The following is a 15,629-nucleotide window of genomic DNA, read 5'->3' as shown; positions in this document are numbered from 1 at the left end:
TCGACGAACTCCTGCCTCATCGCTGGCAACCCGCCGCCTGAACGTCCTCCGGACTCCTCAAAGAGCAGGCGTCACGTGTCAATGAGGACCTGGGTACGGCCATCCGCTTACGCTTGAACGATGCCCTGCTTGTATAACCTTGCGCGCACTTCATCAGCCGCGGCGATCGCGAGCAATTGACGCTCGAGCTCCGCGACTTCCGCTTCCGGCATGCCCTTGCGCCCAAGCACTCCCATCCATGCGCTGTACTCGTAGTTCGGGAACCCTGACTCCTCGACGGTTGGCACGTTCGGCAAGTCCGGCCACCGTTCCTTCGTCGTCACGGCTAGCCCGACTAATTGTCCAGAAAGTATGAAGGGTTGGGCTGCGACGACGGAGATAACGCCAACAGGCAACTGCCCGCCAACGAGGTCAGCCGTGAGCGGCCCAGATCCCTTGTAAGGGACATGCTGCATGGACACCTTGGCACGATCCTTCAACAATTCAGTAGCGAGGTGTGCAGGATGTCCATTCCCGCCGGTACCGAAGGAGATTGCGTCCGGTTTCGCTCGCGCCGCGCTCAACATGTCGGCGAGCGTTCTGAACTTGGTTGAAGGATGAGCAACGATCGCAAAGCCTGTCACCCCTATCTGGGCAATCGGCTCAAACTCCTCAAGGGTATAGCCTGGCTTCTGGTACAGCGCAAGGTTGATGGTGTGGTTGTTCGACGTGACCAGCACACTGCTGCCATCGGGATCGGACTTGGCGACAACGCCGGCAGCAATGTTGCCGCCGGCGCCGGGGCGGTTGTCAACGATGACGGTCCTGCCTTGCAGCGACGACGGCAGTTTGTCCGCAAGCACTCTAGCCAGAGCATCGACCGCTCCCCCCGGCGGATAAGGAACCACTAGGCGAAGCGCTTTGGGGTTCTGGGAGTACGCTGGCAGGACGCACAATCCGGAGGCAGCAGCCAAGGCTGCGATCAGCGTGCGCCGGCGGAACAGGGGATCTTGTCTCATCTGTGGCCTTGGAATAGTAAGGGCCTCAGTATCTGACTCGCCGTTGGTGCCCGCTATTCAATCGACAGATGCGGGGATCGAAACAGAAGATGGTTTCCAACCATTGCGTTGTATAGAGCATCATGGACCTTCGACAACTCAAGTACTTCGTCAAGATCGTCGAGCAACGCAGCATGTCGCGGGCCTCGGTAGAACTACATGTGGCCCAATCGGCGCTCAGCTTGCAGATCTCGAACCTTGAAACCCGGCTGCGGCAGAAGCTTCTGGTCAGACGCTCTACTGGGGTTTTCCCGACGAAGGCCGGCCAGACTCTCTACAACCATGCAGTCGCAATTCTGCGTCAGGTAGAACGCGCTGCGCTCGACGTGGAGCGGTCGGCCGCTGAGGTCAGCGGACCCGCATCTCTCGGCCTACCGGTGGTCGTTCAGGATCTCCTTGCAATCGATTTGTTGGCCGCAGCGCGAGAGCGACTTCCCTCGGTCCGACTCCATCTGGCCGAGGGCATGAGCTACCTGTTGAAAGAGATGGTGCTGCAGGGCAGGCTCGACATGACCGTCACATACCAGTTCGAGACGTCGCCTGGCATCCTCGAGCAGCCTCTCTTCAACGAGAAGATATACCTGGTGTCCCCCGCAAAGTCGACAGTCAGAGCGATTGATCGTCCGATGTCGGTATCCGAGGTGGCTGAATACCCGCTGGTTCTTTCGAGCCGTCAAACGGGGATGCGGCGCCTTGTGGAATCCGAGTTTGCCACGCACGGTCTTTCTCTGGAACCGGTCGCCGAGGTTGACTCCCTCAGGACGCTCGTGGATGTCGTTGAAGCCGGGTACGCCCATACGCTGCTGCCCGCATCCGCTCTCCAGAGGCATTTCCGCAAGCAAGCTGCTCATCGCCTAGTCATCAATCCTCTGGAGCTTTCCCGAAACGTAGTGCTGTGTACATCGGAGCATCTTCCGCTTGGCGCTACGGCGACCGCCGTCTACCAGTTGCTGGAGGACGTCATCAACCAAGCATTGGATCAAGGCGGGTGGGAAGGTATCCGCCGCATAGGCGACGCGCCATCGACTTCAGCGAAGCCCCCCTCTGCAACTTGAATAGCGCTGTTGCGCTGGACTTTTTAGAGTGGAGCCATCACCACTCAAGAAAAGCCACGTCATGGAAGCAATCAGCGTTTATTGGACAACAGGGTGCTCAAGCTGTGTCAGGGTCAAGGAATTTCTGACTCGAAAGGGCGTTCCTTTCGAGTCGATCAATGTCGCTTCAGACCCCGCAGCGATGAAGTTCTTGGCCTCGCTCGGCGCTCGATCGATTCCCGTAGTTGTTCGCGGTCGGGAGTTCACGTTTGCACAGTCGCTTGATGACGTCGCAAAGTTCGTAGGTATCGAGCACGCCGTGGACGTGCTGCCGCCCGACGTCCTCGTCGCGCGCTGGAAGGAAATCATGGAGATTGCCCGCCTAGCAATCGCCAACATTCCGGCCGAAATGCTGGAGAAGCTGCCAGCGCCCCCACGAGCTCGCACCGTTCGGGACGTGGCATATCACATCTTCCAAGTGCCCGACGCCTATTTGCAGGTGGTCAATGACGGCCTGGAGGACTGGACCGTGGTGGCGAATGTGGATGCGCCGCCAGAGCTCGACACGGTGGGCATTCTTGCCTATGCGGATGAGCAGAGGAAGGGCGTCTCTCAGTGGTGGGATGCCCTCGAAGACCGAAGCTGCAAGCGCCCGTTGAAGATGTTCTATGGGGTTCATCCCATGCACTCCTTCTTGGAGCGCTCAGTCTGGCACACCGCGCAGCACACCCGCCAGCTGCTCTGGTGGAGCAAGGAAAACGGCCTGCCTATCGAGAAACCATTGACAGACGAGGTTCTGGAAGGTTTGCCGATGCCGAAAGGCCTGTGGGAGTAGCGGGTCGAAAAGGTCGCCTTGTGAAAACTCCCTTGGAGCGTCAAATGGCTGATCATTCCAAACTGATAATTCTCGGCTCGGGCCCAGCGGGATACACCGCTGCCATCTATGCGGCGAGGGCGAATCTGTCCCCAACGCTCATCACTGGGGAGGTCCAGGGTGGGCAGCTCACTACGACCACGGACGTAGAGAACTGGCCGGCTGACGTGCAAGGGGTCATGGGGCCGGACCTGATGGCGCGCTTCCTGAAGCATGCAGAGCGCTTCAACACCCATGTTGTGAGAGATCACATCGTCAACGTCGAACTTGCTAGTCGCCCGTTCGTGCTCCAAGGGCAGGCTGGCCGCTACTCATGTGACGCGCTCATCATTGCCACGGGTGCCTCGGCAAAGTATCTCGGACTTCCATCAGAGGCTGAGTTCCTTGGCCGTGGCGTCTCGGGATGCGCAACATGCGACGGGTTTTTCTTCGTGGATCAAGACGTGTGCGTCGTGGGCGGGGGAAACAGTGCGGTGGAGGAAGCCCTTTACATGTCCAACATAGCCAGGAAGGTCACGCTGGTCCACCGGAGCGAGAAATTCCGGGCTGAGCCGATCCTTCTCGACCGTCTTCGGAGAAGGATCGAAGACGGGAAGATCGAACTGAGGACCAACTGCGTCATCGAGAAGGTGGTGGGTGACGACTGTGGCGTAACTGGAGTGCAATTGCGCAACCACGTGCGCGACTCCAGGGAGACGGTTGAGGTGAGCGGATGCTTCATCGCCATCGGCCATCAACCCAACACGACGCTCTTCACGGAGCAACTCTCAATGGCGGAGGGGTACATCAAGACGAAGTCTGGCACGGACGGCTATTCCACCATGACAAGCGTTCCCGGCGTGTTCGCTGCTGGCGATGTACAGGACCATATCTACAGGCAGGCTATTACCAGTGCGGGCAGCGGCTGCATGGCTGCCTTGGATGCTCAAAGGTATCTGGACTCTTAGACCGCCTCCCGGCGAAACGCATCACCGTCAAAAGCGGAACTTGCGCTGCTGGTGACGGGGATCCATGAGTTCCTCGAACAGGCCGGTAGGGTCTACGATGGCTTGCCGACGGCTTACTGCGATGCGTTCATCCACCTTTGACTGTGCTGGGAAGCGAACGGCATTGAACGCCGCAATGACTGCTGGTTGGCCGCATGCAGTCTTCCTCCGTCGTGCGCCCAACGGCTGGAACGGGGCCCGGAATTGCCGTCGAAAGGCAGACCGGGGAATGCCGATCTGCAGCGAAAGCAGTCCTACAACCCGGTGGCTGTGGATGACTGCAAGGTGGCACTCTGCCGACCCTCATACGCTCCTTTTTTTTCTGGGTTCACGATGACGAGCATGTGCCATCGACAGAGTTCCTTGTCCCCGTGCCTGAGACGCCGCTCACGTTCGCGGCGAGGTCGGTACAGAGCAACGCGACCGGCGTGATCTACACGAGCCACGCTCTGTATCTCCTCTACTGCCGTCGACCGCGGCTGAGGCGCCAGACGCAAAGCCTTCGCCTCCTGCTATCCGGTACGACCTGAACTTCGATGGCTATTCGGTGAGCATGCGGCGCATGAGGCGTTAGCAATCCCTTGAAATCGTCGAGTTGAGTAGTTGAGCCGCGGCCCGAAATGCCGACAGGCTGATGGCTGGTTCCCTAAGACCGGACCGAATGCGCAGCTACCCGCGCCAGCCGCCCTCGGTCTGCCGAGCGCGTCCGACGGCTTCGAGCGTGTCCAAGATGCGTGGCAGGCCCTTCTTCCACGGGCCTTTGCCCTTGAAGGCACTCTCGATGCTCGACAAGTCCAATGGTGCGGGGCTGCTGGCAAGCAAGTCCGCCACCGCACGCACCTGCTCGGGCAACTGATGCGGCCACGGCTGCGCCAGGATCGAAACAGAGGCGACAGGCGCTGGCCCCTCCTCGAGAGGCTCGCTGCTCTCCTCGGGGGCCGTCGTGGCCTCGACAACAGCGGCTGGCTGAGATGCAACGACCAGTTCGCGCTGATCGGGGTCCTGGAAGTTGGGGCGCAACCATCGAACATTGCCCGCAGCTTCTTCGCTGGAGCGCAACGCATTGAGCTTCACAAGCCGGTCCAGCAAGGTTTCGATCCAAGCTTCAAGTGCAATCTGGTCTTGCCAAGGCACGGCGCCCATGTCACTCCAGCCATAGGCGGCGAGAACTGCAGCGTCGAGCTCCTCATGCCAGGTTTGCAGCAAGCTTACGAGACCCAACTCATGGAGCTTCTTCTCTTTCGCGGTGAGAGCCTCGCCTCTGCGCAGCTTGAACAGCACGTTGTACATGCCGGTGAGAGTGACCTCCTCGTGTGCAAGCTGCTGCCTTTTCCGGTGGGCGTCCAGCTGTTCGGCGATTCCGCGAATCCGTTCTGCTATTGGGGGGGTGAGACCCGTGTCTTCATGCGGGAACGGGAAAGGAAGGAAGCACGTCGAATTGATCCAGGTTGGTCGGTCTTCCAACGTGCTGCCGGCCCTCAACATCCACTGCACGTGAAGCTGGGAGGACAACACGCCAAGAACGATGGCGTCGTCAGCCCCAATCAGGTACATGTTGTGATCCAGCGCCGTCGCCGGCGATTCGAAGACAAAGTATCTGTGTTTTGCCGCGAAGTTCGTCACGATGATGCGCGACAGGCCCGCCGTGGCAGCCCGAAGTCCAGGTCGGGCTTCACCCCAAATCCACCACCGCTCCCGATGGTTCCTTCGCGCAACCTGGTCACGGTGAGGCTTCACACGATCCAGGAGATGCTGGTAGAGGTGAGGGTAACGCGCTCGCGACCCTTCCTCCGTCAACGGGAAGAGGTCGATGACCGAATGGCCGCGACTGCCCTGCGACAGGTCTCGTCCGTTCTTCCACGGCCGGATGGCCGTCAATTCGCTCGGCGCGGCCGCGGCAATCCGTTCTCGCTGCTCGTCATCAATGACAAAGCCTTCCCCGACAAGCACAAAGCCTTGGAAGCAGATGCCGCTGTTCGCCATCAGCTTCTTGGCTGAGGCGACGTTCGCTCCGACAGCCAAGTCCGAATGGATCATTCCCGTCGCGGTCTTAAAGTTGACGACGGAATCGCCCTCCTCCTGAACCTCCTCGGCTGCTACCGAGAGCACGGTGCCGTCGACGGCACCAAGGCCGCCGACGCTCATCGCGATGCGCACCGCCGCACCGTTTGCGCTGTCGACCCAGGGGTGGTCGGCGATTGCGAAGCGCAGCCCCAAGGGCGGCTTTGCTGATAGGTGGCGATCCACAACCTTTCGATTGAAGACCTGCTTCAGGCTGTTCGTCGTGATGAAGCCGAACTGCCGGGTCGCACCTTGGCGGGTGGCCTCCGCGGCGCGCTCCCACCAGAACATCACAAAGTCCGCCGTATCGGGCATGTCGGTCCATGCGCCACGAAGCGCTTCAACGTATCCATCGCCCAACGCTCCCCTCATGCGCTTGTTGCCGATGAAGGGCGGATTGCCGACGATGAAATCCGCTGCCGGCCAATCTGCAGGCCGCGCATTCACGTAGATTCGCTGGGGAACCTGTGCGGATTCATCGGGGACATCCTCTCCGGTCGCCGGGTGCTTCTTGAACGTCACACCGTCCCAACGCGTGATGGCTTGGCCTGAGCCATCTCTCGCGACTTCTGTGCGGTCGTACGCCAGTAAGGCATCCCGGTGCTCGATGTTCCCGTAGTCGTGCACCACAGGCTCGGCCACGCCACTCAGTCCCTTGGTGCGCACGTGCCATTGCAGCCAGCCGATCCAGAGCACCAACTCGGCGAGGGCCGCAGCGCGCTCATTGAGCTCGATGCCGCGGAGCTGTTGCAGCGTCACCGTCTCGCCTTCAAGTCCCAGGCGGTTTTGGGTGTCGCCTAGCGCCTCGAGCTGGTTTAGAACTTCCCCTTCCAGGCGCTTGAGGTGTTCAAGCGTTACATAGAGGAAGTTACCGCTTCCGCAGGCGGGGTCCAAAACACGCAAAGTGCACAGCTTGTGGTGGAACTGGCGAACGACGTCACGAGCTTCCTCGAGCTTGGCTTCGCGCTTCTTTCCTTCCAGCTCGCCCGCTTCGCGGGCCAGCAGCACCGCGGCAGACTGGACGTTGACCCAGTCGCTGCGAAGAGGCTCGACCACCGTCGGGAGCACAAGGCGCTCGACGTACGCGCGAGGCGTGTAGTGCGCCCCCAGGGAGTGCCGCTCGGTAGGGTCCAGCGCGCGCTCAAGGAGGGTGCCGAAAATGGCCGGCTCGACCTCTTGCCAGTTCGCAAGGGCCGCGCGAAGCAACCCGTCGATTTGCTTGGGACTGAGCTCCAGCGCATAGCCCGCGGATTCCGGACCCTTAAACAGCTTGCCGTTGAAGCGCAGGACGTCCTTGGCGATGGCAGCATTGAAGCCACCCTGGTCCATGCCGGCCCAGAAGACCTTCAACATTTTCACCAGAGTGGCGGGCTGCTCGCGATACGTCCTCAGCAAATGGACGAAGCTGCCTACACCTTCTTGCCCTGATGTTGGCAATAGCCCCACGTCTTCAGCGAACATGCTGAACAGACTCCGCGTCAGGAAGGCCGCAACGTGGTGGGGTGCATTCCCCGCGGCCTCCAGGCTTTTCGCCAGTTCTGCAAGCTCCGCCGCGACTTCGCGGGTCACCCTCGCACTGACCCGCGAGGGGTCGAGGCTCATCGGGTCGACCCATAGCGCGCGCAAGCGCGCCCGAATCGCAGGGTCAACAAGTTGGTTCAAGCCAATTCGATGGCTGCGAGGATCAGGAAACGGGACATATGTGCCCCCAGACCGTGTGAACTCTGCATACAGCTCAATGACGTGACCTACATCGAGCACCGCAACGAAGGGCGGGCGCCCCTCCGAGGCTGGAAGGGCACGAGCATAGTCTTCCGCCTGCTGCCGGGCGCGAAGCAAGGCATCGTCGAACGCCTTAGTGGTCGTGCCCTTGGCTTGGAGCGCCACACCCTGCTTGAGCTTCTTGCTTTCCCAGACGAAGTGACCGCGCTTGTAGCAGTCCACCCGACCGGGGCTGGTGCTGCCGTCGCCGTGCTGGAACGTGAGCGGTCGCTCGAACATGTAGTCCTGCTCCGGAGTGGGGTGCGGAGGAGGCACGTCCAGGAGGCAGCACAGCTCGATGACGAAGCTCTGTGCTGTCGACAACTCGGAGGCAGTGACCCCACGCCAGCGCTGAATGAACGCTAAGGCGGCCGCATCGTCGGTCTGGCTAGGAGTGGGGTTTTCGTTTGGCCGAGTGGCTGTCAGGGTGCTGCTCATGATGCCGCGCATCATAGGTGCAAGGGTCGCCCGGTTCGCGGCAATTTGCCAGGTTGGCGGCAGCTGGGCTGCCAGGCCGCCACCTTGCTGAGAATCCGCCTGAAATGTGAGGAACCCATGAACGTTGGCGAGCAGTTAGTCTCTTCGTACCTCAGGTACATCCGCAAGTGCGACTTCATCCAGACGAATCTATACACCGTCGACGTCCAGGGGGAGATTGACGTCGTGGGGATCAACCTCAGGGAAAAGAAGGTGTACATCTGCGAGGTGGCCATTCACCTTACGACGGGGCTGCAGTACGTCAAGGACAAGAGACCTAACAACGTCAACAAGCTGGTAGAGAAGTTCACCCAGGACATCGCCTACGCCCGGCGATACCTGGCGGACTACTCGCACGAGTTCATGCTGTGGAGCCATCGTCAAGGACAGCAAGGGGAACCCGCAGTACAACCAGATCGGCCATTCGACCGCTTCCCGCTGGACAGCAGCTGTTCAGGGCCAGGCAGACCTGACGTTCAACGCGATTGACGAAACCGCGCCTGTTACGGTCACCAACTCTCGGTAAGCAGCGTGAGCCGACTGTGACTTCGGCGGCCGGCGCAACATTGACCTATTAGCCCCACAAGTTTTCGTAGTCTGCAGACCTGGAAGATGGGGGCCGCATTGGCCGATTGATGGCAATAGGCAGTGGCATCGGCGAACTCACTCCAACAACCATGGCTTCGCCTTGGCCCAATGTGGGAAGAAATGAAGCTGCAGAGGCATCAAGGTCGCCACAGGCCTTCTCCACGACGTTCCGATCCCGCTCGTTGATGAGCCTGTGGACAATGAACATGCCCATCTGACTCAGCACGTCCTCGGGAATGTCCCGTGGCCGCTGCGTCGCCAGCACGCAGGTCAGCGAATACTTACGGCCCTCCTTGGCAATCAACCCGAAAGCATCCAGGTCTGTCTTCGAGAACTCGTCGCCGACCGACTTATCCAAAAATTGGTGGGCCTCGTCGAGCAGCGTCACTACGGGCATTGCCAGGAATCGCCCCTCACGAGCAAGGCCGAGCAGATAGCGTCCGACGGCGTTCGCAACGACTTCGCGGGCGTTGTGTTCGAAGGAAAGGAGCTCCAAGCTGATGCGGAGCACTCGCTGAGTTGGGTCTGCCAAGAAGGCTTCCACTACGTCTGGCAGGGGGTCGAGACCAGCAGGCGCGAACAGGCACTCCAAGTTGGGCGAGGCAAGCTCACTCTCAACCCGAGACATGAGCGTGGCACATGCGGACTGTTCATTGGCGTTGGCGCCGCCCCAGTTTCCGGCCTGAGCGGCGTTGAAGCCCGACGGCCAGACGCACTCTTCCCATATCTGGTTTGAAAGTTGCTCGACGTCGAAGAATGTGCCTGGGCGCCTCAGCGCCAACGCGTGGTGCACGCAAGCGGCCTCGAAATGCTGCCGAGCGTTACCGGCTTTGCGAATCAAACCATTCACCGCCAAGCCTGGCACCAGCTGCGCGATCTTCAGACTTCGAAGTGCTTCCTTCAGCTTGGGTGCCTGCACACCAGGACTCGGACGCAGGAGGACGAACAGGTCAGACTCCGTCAACTCCCAGTACGGGAAGCTGAGAAAACGTCGTGGGTCGTTTGCATTCTCCTTGCGTCCACCAAGGTGAACATGTGTGATCCCAGGGCCGATCTGAGTCTGGAACTCCCCTGTGGCGTCAAACAAAATCGCCTTGCCACCGAGCCGCGAAATCTCCTCAACGAGAAGTGCCAAGGTCCAGCTCTTCCCGCCGCCGGTAGCACCAAGTACCGCACAGTGCCGACCAAGGAGCTGACCCGGCGTGAGCGACACCATGGTGTCCCGGGCATGGGGAAAAGTGGCTAAGTTGATTCGCTTGGCTTCCGGGGTTGTGCCAGCTTCGACCACTTGCTTGACGACCAATGGATGTGCCGAGAAGACATGTTGGCCGATTCGAGGCGACACAGGTACACCTCGCAATGGCATGCCGGATTCGAGGTCGACTGCGGTGAGGAGCTGAACCACCCCAAGGGGATTTGGGCGATCCTCGCTCTCGTGTGTTGGTTCGACAGTCAAACGGTCGCGCTCAGGCAGCCGAGTTTCGATCAGGCGACCGAGCACCGCGTGCTCCTCGCCTTCAATGATGACGAACTCCCCGACCTGCCCGCGTTGAAGCAGGTAGCCGGCGACGTGGGTGCTCCCTGGATGTGGAGCGAACGGCAAATTCACTTCGACAGAAGCCGGTCGGACAGTGCACACAGACCCGACGTACCGTTGCCTATCAAAAGGGGATACGGCGAGCCTGCTCATGCTGCTCCGATGCTGCGCAGCCGCGCCACATGTCGCTCAAGGTCGGTCTCCGCGGCGAGGTCGGGCACGTACTGCACCATTTCCTCGAATCCACAGTTGAGCAGCGTAATCCGGGCATCGCCGGCGTCCGCAAGGCTCTTCAGTTGGCCCAGATACTTGTTCGACTGGCATTCGCCAGGCTTCTGCTGCTGCCCGTCGTTCCAGGGTGCGAGACCCGGGCTTACGACCACAATCTTCAACGACAGGTTGGACCGAATGGCAGACATGATGGGTTCAGCCAGGTGGTTGTCGTTGAAGCCGAAGCCGACGACCAGCAGCCCGGTGTCCGCCGCACGGACTGCCGTCTGGAACGCGCCGATCATCTCAAGGTAGGGCTGCTCAAACGCCAGCTCGTACTTTGAGTTCCGCGGATAGATCAGCACCGGCTTGCCGCCAATCGTCCATTTCGTGATTTCGCCTGAGGGCTCCTGCCGCTGCCAATCGACTGAGCCATGAAGCTTGTACAGGTGGAAGCAGTTGGGAATAGGATCGAAGGATTCGGTGTCATCCAGTCGCCGAACGGTCTCGTAGCTGAAGTGGACAGCATCGAAGGTTGGTGGGACCGTTTGCGAGAAGCCGTCAACTACAACGTAGCGGCCCTGTCTACCTGCTTCCTCGTAGCAACGGTCATAGTTGGTGGTGAACACCTTCATCCGCGACTTGCGTTGAGGTCGGCGTGCAGCGCGCCGCAGAAACTCGGCGTGTACTGGCAAGGGGTGGTTCTGCGCCACGAAGTTGGTGGCGGCCATGATGTGGGCCTCGGCGAGGGCTACAAACTGCGTCACCGCCTCTTTCGAAGCACCGGTCAGGAACGATTCCGCCAGGCGGCACCGCGACATCAACGCCTCGATGTCGGTCTTGGCGGGAGGGTGTCCCACCAACGCTAGAAGCTGCTGGAAGTTCTGGCCGTTTGGATTGACGGCCGCAGCCGCTGCTGCATCCTGCTTGGCGCTAATCTGTTGCCAGAGGTCCCACATGGTGGGCGCCTTCGGTCCGTTGGCTACGGAAGGCTGCACGCAAAGCGACGTGCCCAGGCCGGCAAGTACAACCAGGTTGGTGCAGCGCATGATGTCTGAAAGCGCGCGCTTTGCCTCCGCCTTCGCGGGGTCTTCGGTAACAGGTGCACCAGGCGCGGCTGCGCCGCCCGCGCCAGGGGCAGCGGGTGGAAGCATGGCCAGCCATTGGCCGATGGTCTTTGAGCTCAAAACTTGCATAGGGGGACGGGCTGTTGGCCCGCTTCTGCTTAGATTGGGCCCGATTGTGCAATGAGTGTCGGGGGACTCTGTACTCGTCCGGATCTACTGTTGAGGGCGGCCTGCTCGGCGTGACAAGAACGGGACGCTAGCAAAAAGCCCTTCATAGCTTGTGTGTCGTTGTCGGGCTGCTTCGGCACGACTGCAACGAGAGCCGACCTTCAGCGGTGCCTGTCTTGTCGACCGCTTCCTGCCGATCTGCGGCCATTGCCGACGCTGAAAGTCGCAGCTGCGGCTCACGGAGTACGCGGACACGCCGAGTGGGGCCTCCCGTCGCTGCCCAGCCGGCCTCAGGCTTTTGGCGGACCGTATCCCAACTTGTCGTTGGCCAAGTGAATCACATCGCTGGTGAGCAAACGGTCGATCATCCCTTGCACCTTCTGCGGGACCGGCGCGGGGCCGAATTTCGTCTGGATGTGGTGCTTGAGCGCCGACAGGCTCTTGGGGCGATTGGCCGCCCCCAGATCCTTCAACAAGTCCCGGTACATCGCGATCGGCGGCTTTTCGCTAGACTTCTTCTTGACAGCTGGTCCCGGTGGCGGCGACGCCTTGCTGCTTGCAGCCGCCGCCTGCTGCCTTGCCGGCTTTGCGCTACTTGCCGCCTTCTTTTTGGGAACTGCCACTGGCTTGCCTTGCTTGCCCTGTTTGATCGGTGCGGGTGTGGGAGGCTTGGAAGGCACAGTGCTTGTGGCCGCCCCACCTGTCGTCGCCTTCTTGGTCACTGTGGCCGGCAGTGCCTTCATGCGCTGGATGGAGAACGCCAGCGTTCGGGCGTGTGCGATCGGCGGGTCGTAGCCGGAGTCCTTGGCCAGCACCACAAAGCGCCCCTGGGGGTGCTTGGCGGCGAGATAGCCAAGGTAGAACACCAGGTGAAAGTCCAGGGAGTTCGATCCCGATCGCGAGATGGGGATGAGCGTCGAGCGTGGGCTCTTGACCTCGAAATCGGCCTTGCGCTTGAGTTGATGCGGGCCATAGAAGACCCATGCCTGGCCTGCACCGCCGAGCCACGCCTCCACATCGCCGGGGGACGGCTGGACATTTTCCAGATCCACCAGCAAGTGGACCTTGGCCGTCGTGGTCACGCGGTGCCGCGGCAGCGCGGGTAGTCCGAGCAGCCCCAGAATTGTTGGCCAGCGTTGGCACCCTTCTTCGCGGTGCGACGCACCATCGTCTGTGCACACTTGGGGCAGCTTGGCGCAGGTGCATTCGCCGAACCGGTGTCCGAGCCTGGGGCGCGCTCTGCACTTCGCTCGGGTTTCGGTTGTCCCGTGCTCTTGGCCGCCTCGGCTTGTCTGAGGAGATGGTGCAGCTTGGCCCCATCAATCAAACGGAGGTTGCGTCCGTTCGCGAACTCCTGCGCCTCGGAGGTGAACTGACCGGAGGTGACGACGAACCCGCCCGCGGCTCCCATGGCCGCCATCGCGCCGTACAGTTCCCGCACCACAGGCACGCCAACCTTTAAGGCCCGCCATTGCTTGCACTGCACAAGGTAGCGCTCTCCGCTCTTTCGGAGCACCAGATCGACACCGTCGTCTGGGCCCGGGGTGTGGTTCTCCTCAACGGCATAGCCCTGGAGCCGGAAACTTTCGCCCACAAGCATCTCGAATTCGCGCCAACTCATGCCGTTCAGCACGCTGGGGGCATCCGAGCGCGTCGCACTGTCTAGCAAGGAGATTCGCGTGCGGCGTCGCCAGGCCGAGATTGCAGCGCCGGCGAGGCACAGGAGCGGCAGGATGTACTGACCCACCGAGGCGAGGCCTCGCCCGACACCGCCGACCATGGCGCCGCTGACGTCACCTGGCTTGAACGCCACCAGCGGTGCCATTGCAATGCGATGAAGCACGACGTAGGCGACAACCGCCAGGACGACGCCCACATACCAAGGGAGCAGTGCAACCAGATCGATGAGGTCTTCTGCAGGACTGGACTTCTTGCGGCGGGCCATGGGCAATTCCGTTGTTTGGGCCAATTCTGCTAGGGAGCAGCTGGCGCAGGCGCCCTGTTGGAGGTCAACTGGGAAATACTTCACAGTCGACTGTGGCTCGCGCGCGACGTGACAGCCCAAGGTTCGTCTCCGGTGGCGACGGCACGATGGCATGCGGATTCGGTTTCCAACGCGTCGTTGGGTCTCAGGGCAAGCGCCGTCATCTGAGAGCCCCCGTGGGGCGGCCCAGTCGCAGCTATCGAGATCGGCGTCTACACTGAAGATCGCAGCCCCTCGCGCTGTGTGCAATCGGAGACGACGCTTCAGGTACGGTCCAGAAGGCCGACTGGAGCTAGCACCGTATCGGCCGAGCGGGAGGTGCTCAGTCGTTTTGCTAATGCGTTCACAGGTGATGACGACTACCTGGAAGCCGTCCACGTTGGGCAAGTTGCTCACCCGTGCACCCGACTGGGCGCTCGAGTTGGACGGCGGGCGCGTCCATCTCGCGGTGAACGGTGAGACAACCCAAATGGACGTCGACGAGTTGGAGGGCCTACCGATCAAGGCCGGCGTGTTCTGGGCCAGGCTCATCATCCCCTTGCCCGATGGGAAGAAGTTGCAACTGGGTGGAATCTCCAAAAACAACGCGAAGCAGTGTGTACACGCAGTCGCCGCAGCCATTGCGGCGAAGCGCCAATGCGATCAGATAGCGGATTGGGTGCACGCCACCACGCAAGCCTGCCGGCGACAGATCGCTCGCCGCGGGTGGCTCGGTCTCGAATTTGCACAGCGCATGGAGAGTTCGAAGCCCTGGTTCCCAAACTCGATACTGGATTCCACGGCAGGTCGGCGTCACTTGGCCCGCCAGCCACTGTCTGTGCAGGACGCGGTGCAAACGTGGCAGCGCCCTTTTGAAGAGTTCGTCAAAGAAACGAATGAGCGGCACGCGATCCAGGCGGCAGAGAAGGACCAACATTTCTTTGATCAGGTGGAGAAATCGCCACTGACTGAGGAGCAGCGCAAAGCGGTGATGTGCTTCGACAATCGCGTGCTCCTGGTGGCCTCCGCCGGCTCGGGCAAGACTTCCACCATGGTCGCCAAGGCCGGCTACGCGCTTCGACACGGGTACTTTCCTCCCGAGCGCATGCTGCTTCTCGCCTTCAACACCGACGCGGCAGCCGAACTGCGCGAGCGCGTCCGTGCAAGGCTGGGACCTTTGGGCCTACCTGCTGATCAAGTAGTCGCGAAGACCTTTCACGCCTTCGGCCTTGATGTCATCGGCAGAGCAACTGGTAGAAAGCCATCACTCGCACCCTGGCTGGAGAGCGGCACGGACCTGGAGACCTTGGTCGGTCTGATTGACGCCCTAAAAGACCGCGATCCCGAATTCCGAGTTCAGTGGGATCTGTACCGCATTGTGCTTTGGCAGGACCTCCCAAAGTTTGGCAAGGAAGAAGAAAACCCCAACGCTTGGAGCAGCGAGGCGCGCCGCGAAGGCTTCTGGACGCTCAATGGGGAAGTCGTCAAAAGCCAGGGCGAAGTGGTGCTCGCCAACTGGCTCTTCTACAACGGCGTTCGATACGTCTATGAGGGGGACTACGAACACGACACCGCCGATGCGAACTACCGACAGTACCGGCCGGACTTCTACTTGCCGGACGCCAAAGCCTACCTCGAGCACTGGGCCTTGGACGAAAGCGGCGAGCCCCCGAAGGCGTTCGTGGGCTACAAGGAAGGCATGACCTGGAAGCGTGCCTTGCACCAGCAGCATGGGACGATCCTGCTGGAGACCACTGCGTATTTCAGGCCATCGTAGCCGGGCATTTCAGGCGAACGTAGCCGCCGTTTCAAACGAGCGTAGTCGGCGTTTCAGACGAACGTAGCCGGCATTTCACGCTGATCGTA

11 protein-coding genes are annotated in these 15,629 nt (G+C 61.0%); 5 read left to right on the top strand and 6 right to left on the bottom strand.

Annotation, left to right across the window (positions count from 1 at the left end; genetic code table 11):
* Positions 1 to 107: 107 nt before the first annotated feature.
* Complete coding sequence (locus tag WKW77_RS34665) at positions 108 to 998, bottom strand: tripartite tricarboxylate transporter substrate-binding protein (protein ID WP_340361424.1); 891 nt, start codon at positions 996 to 998, stop codon at positions 108 to 110.
* A gap of 122 nt (positions 999 to 1,120) precedes the next feature.
* Here WKW77_RS34665 and WKW77_RS34660 point away from each other — a divergent pair, with 122 nt between their 5' ends.
* From WKW77_RS34660 to trxB, 3 genes are all read left to right on the top strand, one after another.
* Positions 1,121 to 2,092, top strand: a complete 972-nt coding sequence (locus WKW77_RS34660; protein WP_340361423.1) for a LysR substrate-binding domain-containing protein — start codon at positions 1,121 to 1,123, stop codon at positions 2,090 to 2,092.
* Positions 2,093 to 2,153: 61 nt separating this feature from the next.
* The gene (locus WKW77_RS34655) at positions 2,154 to 2,906 is read left to right on the top strand and encodes a glutaredoxin domain-containing protein (protein ID WP_340361422.1); all 753 of its coding nucleotides are present in this window, start codon (positions 2,154 to 2,156) and stop codon (positions 2,904 to 2,906) included.
* Between the two features lie 44 nt (positions 2,907 to 2,950).
* A complete protein-coding gene (gene trxB / locus WKW77_RS34650; RefSeq protein WP_340361421.1) occupies positions 2,951 to 3,892 on the top strand; it encodes a thioredoxin-disulfide reductase in 942 nt (313 codons plus the stop codon).
* A 708-nt stretch (positions 3,893 to 4,600) separates the two neighbouring features.
* Here trxB and WKW77_RS34645 read toward each other — a convergent pair.
* Positions 4,601 to 8,191 (bottom strand): class I SAM-dependent DNA methyltransferase, encoded by a 3,591-nt coding sequence (locus tag WKW77_RS34645; protein WP_340361420.1) that lies wholly within the window; start codon positions 8,189 to 8,191, stop codon positions 4,601 to 4,603.
* 117 nt (positions 8,192 to 8,308) lie between these two features.
* On the opposite strand from WKW77_RS34645, the gene WKW77_RS34640 reads away from it, so the two are divergent.
* Complete coding sequence (locus tag WKW77_RS34640; RefSeq protein WP_340361419.1) at positions 8,309 to 8,719, top strand: hypothetical protein; 411 nt, start codon at positions 8,309 to 8,311, stop codon at positions 8,717 to 8,719.
* Between the two features lie 85 nt (positions 8,720 to 8,804).
* Here the strand turns inward: WKW77_RS34640 and WKW77_RS34635 are convergent, their stop codons facing one another.
* The 4 genes from WKW77_RS34635 to WKW77_RS34620 all read right to left on the bottom strand — a co-directional run bounded on the left by WKW77_RS34635 (position 8,805) and on the right by WKW77_RS34620 (position 13,745).
* Positions 8,805 to 10,427 (bottom strand): ATP-binding protein, encoded by a 1,623-nt coding sequence (locus WKW77_RS34635; protein ID WP_340361418.1) that lies wholly within the window; start codon positions 10,425 to 10,427, stop codon positions 8,805 to 8,807.
* Positions 10,428 to 10,504: 77 nt separating this feature from the next.
* Positions 10,505 to 11,761 (bottom strand): SIR2 family protein, encoded by a 1,257-nt coding sequence (locus WKW77_RS34630; RefSeq protein WP_340361417.1) that lies wholly within the window; start codon positions 11,759 to 11,761, stop codon positions 10,505 to 10,507.
* A gap of 329 nt (positions 11,762 to 12,090) precedes the next feature.
* A complete protein-coding gene (locus WKW77_RS34625) occupies positions 12,091 to 12,882 on the bottom strand; it encodes a PIN domain-containing protein (protein ID WP_340361416.1) in 792 nt (263 codons plus the stop codon).
* Positions 12,879 to 13,745, bottom strand: coding sequence for a restriction endonuclease (locus tag WKW77_RS34620; protein WP_340361415.1), 867 nt, complete (start codon positions 13,743 to 13,745; stop codon positions 12,879 to 12,881). The genes WKW77_RS34625 and WKW77_RS34620 overlap by 4 nt, the downstream gene beginning before the upstream one ends.
* Before the next feature lie 151 nt (positions 13,746 to 13,896).
* On the opposite strand from WKW77_RS34620, the gene WKW77_RS34615 reads away from it, so the two are divergent.
* Positions 13,897 to 15,540: a UvrD-helicase domain-containing protein gene (locus tag WKW77_RS34615; RefSeq protein ID WP_340361414.1), complete on the top strand. Its 1,644-nt coding sequence runs from the start codon at positions 13,897 to 13,899 to the stop codon at positions 15,538 to 15,540.
* Positions 15,541 to 15,629 lie beyond the last annotated feature (89 nt).

It is taken from the genome of Variovorax ureilyticus, from assembly GCF_037889935.1.
GTDB classification, from domain to species: Bacteria; Pseudomonadota; Gammaproteobacteria; order Burkholderiales; family Burkholderiaceae_C; genus Variovorax; species Variovorax ureilyticus.
This window is presented reverse-complemented; position numbering and strand designations above follow the sequence as displayed.

What these genes read in the sequence shown, in the direction of transcription:
- WKW77_RS34665 (WP_340361424.1), bottom strand. Translation starts at nt 998, where the DNA reads ATGAGACAAGATCCCCTGTTCCGCCGGCGCACGCTGATCGCAGCCTTG.
- WKW77_RS34660 (WP_340361423.1), top strand. Translation starts at nt 1,121, where the DNA reads ATGGACCTTCGACAACTCAAGTACTTCGTCAAGATCGTCGAGCAACGC.
- WKW77_RS34655 (WP_340361422.1), top strand. Translation starts at nt 2,154, where the DNA reads ATGGAAGCAATCAGCGTTTATTGGACAACAGGGTGCTCAAGCTGTGTC.
- trxB (WP_340361421.1), top strand. Translation starts at nt 2,951, where the DNA reads ATGGCTGATCATTCCAAACTGATAATTCTCGGCTCGGGCCCAGCGGGA.
- WKW77_RS34645 (WP_340361420.1), bottom strand. Translation starts at nt 8,191, where the DNA reads ATGAGCAGCACCCTGACAGCCACTCGGCCAAACGAAAACCCCACTCCT.
- WKW77_RS34640 (WP_340361419.1), top strand. Translation starts at nt 8,309, where the DNA reads ATGAACGTTGGCGAGCAGTTAGTCTCTTCGTACCTCAGGTACATCCGC.
- WKW77_RS34630 (WP_340361417.1), bottom strand. Translation starts at nt 11,761, where the DNA reads ATGCAAGTTTTGAGCTCAAAGACCATCGGCCAATGGCTGGCCATGCTT.
- WKW77_RS34620 (WP_340361415.1), bottom strand. Translation starts at nt 13,745, where the DNA reads ATGGCCCGCCGCAAGAAGTCCAGTCCTGCAGAAGACCTCATCGATCTG.
- WKW77_RS34615 (WP_340361414.1), top strand. Translation starts at nt 13,897, where the DNA reads ATGCGGATTCGGTTTCCAACGCGTCGTTGGGTCTCAGGGCAAGCGCCG.